Origin of the sequence: Streptomyces sp. NPDC058295 (assembly GCF_042880655.1) — a bacterium.
GTDB lineage: Bacteria > Actinomycetota > Actinomycetes > Streptomycetales > Streptomycetaceae > Streptomyces > Streptomyces coriariae.
In genome coordinates, this window is the sequence record NZ_JBHVYO010000105.1 from 1 (window position 1) to 5651 (window position 5651).

The window sequence follows — 5651 nt, forward strand, 5'->3', positions numbered from 1 at the left end:
CTCCGGATCGGTCATGATCGTCGCCGGGTTGGAGTTGACCAGGATGACCCGCAGCCCCTCGGCACGCAGGACACGGCACGCCTGGGTACCGGAGTAGTCGAACTCGGCGGCCTGGCCGATGACGATCGGGCCGGAGCCGATGACCAGGACGGACTGGATATCGGTGCGCTTAGGCACGCTGGCCCTCCATCAGGGATACGAAGCGGTCGAACAGGTAGGCGGCGTCGTGGGGGCCCGCTGCCGCTTCGGGGTGGTACTGGACGGAGAAGGCCGGCTGGTCGAGCAGCTGGAGCCCCTCCACGACGTCGTCGTTGAGGCAGACGTGCGAGACCTCGGCGCGGCCGAACTTCGTCTCGCTGACCCGGTCGAGCGGCGCGTCCACGGCGAACCCGTGGTTGTGCGCGGTGACCTCGACCTTGCCGGTCGTACGGTCCTGGACCGGCTGGTTGATGCCGCGGTGGCCGTACTTCAGCTTGTAGGTGCCGAAGCCGAGGGCGCGGCCGAGGATCTGGTTGCCGAAGCAGATGCCGAAGAGCGGCGTCCTGCGCTCGAGCACCTCGGTCATCAGCGCGACCGGACCTTCGGCGGTGGCCGGGTCGCCCGGGCCGTTGGAGAAGAACACGCCGTCGGGGTTCACGGCGTACACGTCCGCCGCCGAGGCCGTCGCCGGGAGCACGTGCACCTCGATGCCGCGCTGGGCCATGCGGTGCGGGGTCATGCCCTTGATGCCGAGGTCGATGGCGGCGACGGTGAACCGCTTCTCGCCGACCGCCGGGACGACGTAGGCCTCCTTGGTGGCGACCTCCTCGTAGAGGCTCGCGCCCTTCATGTGCGGCTGGGCCTGCACGCGGGCGAGGAGCTCGGTCTCGGAGCCGACCGCCTCGCCGGAGAAGATGCCGGCCCGCATCGAGCCGCTCTCGCGGAGGTGGCGGGTGAGCGCGCGGGTGTCGATGCCGGAGATGCCGACGACGTTCTGTGCGACGAGCTCGTCGTCCAGGGTGCGCTTGGCGCGCCAGTTGGAGGGCACGCGCGCGGGGTCGCGCACGACGTAGCCGGAGACCCAGATGCGGTCCGACTCGTCGTCCTCGTCGTTCCAGCCGGTGTTACCGATCTGCGGGGCGGTCGCGACGACGATCTGGCGGTCGTACGACGGGTCGGTCAGGGTCTCCTGGTAGCCGGTCATGCCGGTGGAGAACACCGCTTCGCCGAAGGTCTCCCCCACGGCCCCGTAGGCACGGCCCCGGAAGATCCGGCCGTCCTCCAGGACGAGTACGGCGGGAACCTTGGTGGTTCCCCTGGTGGAGGTCGTCATCGTGCGCCTTCCGTTTCCGTCGGGTTTTCGGTCTTGTCGATCATGGAGTTGATGGCGTCGACCCACTCGCCGTGCTCGGCCGCGTGGTCCGAGCGGAAGCCGGAGTCGAGCAGCTTGTCGCCGTGTGCCCAGGTCACCACCAGCAGTCCGCCCTCGGTGAGGACCTTGCCGGCGATGCCCTTGTCGAGCCGGGCCTCACGCAGTGCGGCGACCGGGACGAAGAAGTCGGTCGCGCCGGGGCGTACGACGTCCAGTCCCGCGGCCGTCAGGGTGAGCTCGACCCGGCTGCGGGTGCCCAGGCCGTGCGCCACGATGCGGTCGAGCCACTGCCCGGCGGTGGTGGAGCCGTGGTAGCGGCCGTTCATGCCCAGTCTCACCGGGCCGGGGTCGTCCGGCGCGGCGAGGAGCTCGGGCAGGTCGCCCTGGAGCGTGCCGCGCCACTTCCAGCCCTCGCGCATCAGCCAGTAGACGAGCGCGACGAAGAGGCCGAGGCCGACCACCCAGCCGATCCGCGCGGCCCAGTCGGTCACTTCGGCCGATTCCTTCTCGGCCGCGAGCAGTAGTGCAGCAGATGTCACGTGAGCTTCCCGTCGACGAGCGTGGCCTTGCCCCGGAGCCACGTGTGCGTGACACGGCCCGGCAGCTCACGCCCCTCGTAGGGGGTGTTCCGGCTGCGCGAGGCGAAGCCCGCGGGGTCCACCGACCCACGGTATTCCGTGTCGACGAGCGTGAGGTTGGCGGGCTCACCTGCCGAGACGGGACGCCCGTGGCCCCCCGCCCGCCCGATCAGGGCGGGCTTGAACGACATGCGGCTCGCGACCCCGGCCCAGTCCAGCAGGCCCGTCTCCACCATCGTCTCCTGGACCACCGACAGCGCGGTCTCCAGGCCGACCATGCCCATGGCGGCTGCGGCCCACTCGCAGTCCTTGTCCTCGTGCGGGTGCGGGGCGTGGTCGGTGGCGACGATGTCGATGGTGCCGTCGGCGAGCGCCTCGCGCAGGGCGTGCACGTCCCGCTCGGTGCGCAGCGGCGGGTTGACCTTGTAGACCGGGTTGTAGCTGCGCACCAGCTCGTCGGTGAGCAGCAGGTGGTGCGGGGTGACCTCGGCGGTCACGTCGATGCCGCGGGACTTGGCCCAGCGGACGATCTCGACCGACCCGGCGGTGGAGAGGTGGCAGATGTGGACCCGGGAGCCGACGTGCTCGGCGAGCAGGACGTCCCGGGCGATGATCGACTCCTCGGCCACCGACGGCCAGCCCCCGAGCCCCAGCTCGGCGGAGACGACGCCCTCGTTCATCTGGGCGCCCTCGGTCAGCCGCGGCTCCTGCGCGTGCTGGGCGACGACCCCGCCGAAGGCCTTCACGTACTCCAGGGCCCGGCGCATGATCACCGCGTCGTCGACGCACTTGCCGTCGTCGGAGAAGACGGTGACGCCGGCCGCCGACTCGTGCATGGCGCCCAGCTCGGCGAGCTTGCGGCCCTCGAGGCCGACCGTGACCGCGCCGATCGGCTGCACGTCGCAGTAGCCGTGCTCCTGGCCGAGCCGGTAGACCTGCTCGACCACGCCGGCGGTGTCGGCCACGGGGAAGGTGTTCGCCATGGCGAAGACGGCGGTGTAGCCGCCGGAGGCCGCGGCGCGGGTGCCGGTCAGCACCGTCTCGGAGTCCTCACGGCCCGGCTCGCGCAGATGGGTGTGCAGGTCGACCAGGCCCGGCAGCAGCACCTTGCCTGCGGCCTCGACGACCTCGGCGCCCTCGGCGGACAGCCCCGCGCCGACGGCCTCGATGACCGCGCCGTCGATCAGGACGTCCTGCGGCTCACCGCCGAGCACCTTCGCACCACGGATCAGGATCTTGCTCATGGTTGTTACTTCTCCTCGGTGGTGCGGGCGTGGCTGACGGCGGGCTCGTTGCCGCCCAGGAGCAGGTAGAGGACGGCCATCCGGATGGACACGCCGTTGGCGACCTGTTCGACGACGGTGCAGCGCTCGGAGTCGGCGACCTCGGCGGTGATCTCCATGCCGCGGACCATCGGGCCGGGGTGCATCACGATGGCGTGCTCGGGCATCCGCGCCATGCGGTCGCCGTCGAGGCCGTAGCGCCGCGAGTACTCGCGCTCGGTCGGGAAGAACGCGGCGTTCATCCGCTCGCGCTGCACCCGCAGCATCATCACCGCGTCGGACTTGGGCAGCGTGCTGTCGAGGTCGTACGACACCTCGCACGGCCAGGTCTCGATGCCGACCGGCACCAGGGTGGGCGGAGCGACCAGGGTCACCTCGGCGCCGAGCGTGTGCAGCAGGTCGACGTTGGAGCGGGCGACGCGGCTGTGGAGCACGTCGCCGACGATCGTGATGCGCTTGCCGGCGAGGTCCTGGCCGATCCCGGCGTCCCGGCCGACCAGTCGGCGGCGCATGGTGAAGGCGTCCAGGAGGGCCTGGGTGGGGTGCTGGTGGGTGCCGTCGCCCGCGTTGACGACGACCGCGTCGATCCAGCCGGAGGTGGCCAGGCGGTAGGGTGCGCCGGAGGCGCCGTGCCGGATGACGACGGCGTCGACGCCCATGGCCTCCAGCGTCTGCGCGGTGTCCTTGAGGGACTCGCCCTTCGACACCGACGACCCCTTGGCGGAGAAGTTGATGACGTCCGCGGAGAGGCGCTTCTCGGCGGCCTCGAAGGAGATACGCGTACGCGTGGAGTCCTCGAAGAAGAGGTTGACGATCGTGCGGCCGCGCAGGGTCGGCAGTTTCTTGATGGGCCGGTCGGCGACCCGGGCCATCTCCTCGGCGGTGTCGAGGATCAGGACGGCGTCGTCGCGGGTGAGGTCGGCGGCCGAGATGAGATGACGCTGCATCTGTCAGGCTCCGTAAGGCAGTTCAGACAAGGGAGATCACGGACGTGCAGGGCACGGCTGTGAGGCGCACGGCACCGAGGGCCACACGCGCGCGTGCTACTGCTGGGCGGCCGGCTTCACACCGAGCAGCACGGTGTCGCGACCGTCCTCCTCGGCGAGCTGGACCTTGACCGTCTCCCGCAACGACGTGGGGAGGTTCTTGCCGACGTAGTCGGCGCGGATGGGGAGTTCCCGGTGGCCTCGGTCGACGAGGACCGCGAGCTGGACCGCGCGCGGGCGCCCGAGGTCGTTCAGGGCGTCGAGGGCGGCACGGATGGTGCGGCCGGAGAAGAGCACGTCGTCGACGAGGACGACCAGCTTGCCGTCCAGGCCGTCACCGGGGATCTCGGTGCGGGCCAGCGCACGCGGCGGGTGCATGCGCAGGTCGTCGCGGTACATGGTGATGTCGAGGGAGCCGACCGGAATTCTGCGGTCGGTGATCTGCTCGAGCTTGGCGCCGAGCCGCTGGGCGAGGAAGACGCCGCGGGTCGGGATGCCGAGCAGCACCACGTCGTCGGCGCCCTTGGCGCGTTCGACGATCTCGTGGGCGATACGGGTCAGTACCCGCGCGATGTCGGGGCCTTCGAGAACGGGCCGCGCATCGGCTTGCCGGGAGTCCTGCTGAATGTCCTGCTTGTCCATAAGAAACGGACCTCCTTCTCCGCCTCACGGGACGGACCTTAAAGGACGTCGGATTTGCGCCATCCACGGTAGCAGGCCGGGACACCGCCCCGATCACCCCCTTGGCGTAATCGGCCACGGATACCACGGAAGCGTCGGTGTGGACCATTCGGCTTGACTCAGAAGAATCACGCTGCGTAACCTCACAGTGAGTTACCAGCACGCGGCCAGTGCCGCGTCGACCCAGTGCCGGGGAGCTATATGTCCAGCGAATACGCCAAACAGCTCGGGGCCAAGCTCCGGGCGATCCGCACCCAGCAGGGCCTTTCCCTCCACGGTGTCGAGGAGAAGTCCCAGGGACGGTGGAAGGCGGTCGTGGTCGGTTCGTACGAGCGCGGCGACCGCGCCGTGACCGTGCAGCGCCTTGCCGAGCTGGCGGACTTCTACGGCGTTCCCGTGCAGGAACTGCTGCCGGGCACCACTCCGGGTGGAGCCGCCGAGCCGCCGCCGAAGCTGGTCCTGGACCTGGAGCGACTGGCCCACGTGCCGGTCGAGAAGGCGGGCCCCCTTCAGCGGTACGCGGCCACCATCCAGTCGCAGCGCGGTGACTACAACGGCAAGGTGCTGTCGATCCGCCAGGACGACCTGCGCACCCTCGCCGTCATCTACGACCAGTCCCCGTCGGTCCTGACCGAGCAGCTGATCAGCTGGGGCGTCCTGGACGCGGACGCCCGTCGCGCCGTCTCCCACGAGGAGGGCTGAGGCCCCGGCGGCCCGGCAGAGCTCAGCAGAAACGTGCCGCCGGGGTGGCCGGAACCTGAGGGTTCCGGCC

At 70.4% G+C, this 5651-nt stretch carries 6 protein-coding genes; 1 reads left to right on the plus strand and 5 read right to left on the minus strand.

Annotated features, from left to right (window positions below; all coding sequences use genetic code 11):
• Positions 1–169: 169 nt before the first annotated feature.
• From carA to pyrR, 5 genes are all read right to left on the minus strand, one after another.
• Positions 170–1312 carry a glutamine-hydrolyzing carbamoyl-phosphate synthase small subunit gene (carA, locus tag ACFVYS_RS43670; RefSeq protein ID WP_389511437.1) on the minus strand — a complete coding sequence of 381 codons (1143 nt, stop codon included), beginning with the start codon at positions 1310–1312 and terminating at the stop codon, positions 170–172.
• Positions 1309–1890 carry a hypothetical protein gene (locus ACFVYS_RS43675; RefSeq protein ID WP_389511438.1) on the minus strand — a complete coding sequence of 194 codons (582 nt, stop codon included), beginning with the start codon at positions 1888–1890 and terminating at the stop codon, positions 1309–1311. The genes carA and ACFVYS_RS43675 overlap by 4 nt, the downstream gene beginning before the upstream one ends.
• A complete protein-coding gene (locus ACFVYS_RS43680) occupies positions 1887–3173 on the minus strand; it encodes a dihydroorotase (protein ID WP_389511439.1) in 1287 nt (428 codons plus the stop codon). Before ACFVYS_RS43680 ends, ACFVYS_RS43675 begins: the two co-directional genes overlap by 4 nt.
• Positions 3174–3178: 5 nt before the next feature.
• Positions 3179–4159, minus strand: a complete 981-nt coding sequence (locus ACFVYS_RS43685; protein WP_020128860.1) for an aspartate carbamoyltransferase catalytic subunit — start codon at positions 4157–4159, stop codon at positions 3179–3181.
• Positions 4160–4255: 96 nt separating this feature from the next.
• Positions 4256–4840 carry a bifunctional pyr operon transcriptional regulator/uracil phosphoribosyltransferase PyrR gene (gene pyrR / locus ACFVYS_RS43690; protein ID WP_389511440.1) on the minus strand — a complete coding sequence of 195 codons (585 nt, stop codon included), beginning with the start codon at positions 4838–4840 and terminating at the stop codon, positions 4256–4258.
• Positions 4841–5080: 240 nt separating this feature from the next.
• Between pyrR and bldD the strand changes: the two genes are divergently transcribed.
• On the plus strand, positions 5081–5581 hold the full coding sequence (gene bldD / locus ACFVYS_RS43695) for a transcriptional regulator BldD (protein WP_020128858.1): 501 nt from the start codon (positions 5081–5083) through the stop codon (positions 5579–5581).
• The last annotated feature ends 70 nt before the right edge of the window (positions 5582–5651 follow it).

What these genes read in the sequence shown, in the direction of transcription:
- ACFVYS_RS43680 (WP_389511439.1), bottom strand. Translation starts at nt 3,173, where the DNA reads ATGAGCAAGATCCTGATCCGTGGTGCGAAGGTGCTCGGCGGTGAGCCG.
- carA (WP_389511437.1), bottom strand. Translation starts at nt 1,312, where the DNA reads ATGACGACCTCCACCAGGGGAACCACCAAGGTTCCCGCCGTACTCGTC.
- pyrR (WP_389511440.1), bottom strand. Translation starts at nt 4,840, where the DNA reads ATGGACAAGCAGGACATTCAGCAGGACTCCCGGCAAGCCGATGCGCGG.
- bldD (WP_020128858.1), top strand. Translation starts at nt 5,081, where the DNA reads ATGTCCAGCGAATACGCCAAACAGCTCGGGGCCAAGCTCCGGGCGATC.
- ACFVYS_RS43685 (WP_020128860.1), bottom strand. Translation starts at nt 4,159, where the DNA reads ATGCAGCGTCATCTCATCTCGGCCGCCGACCTCACCCGCGACGACGCC.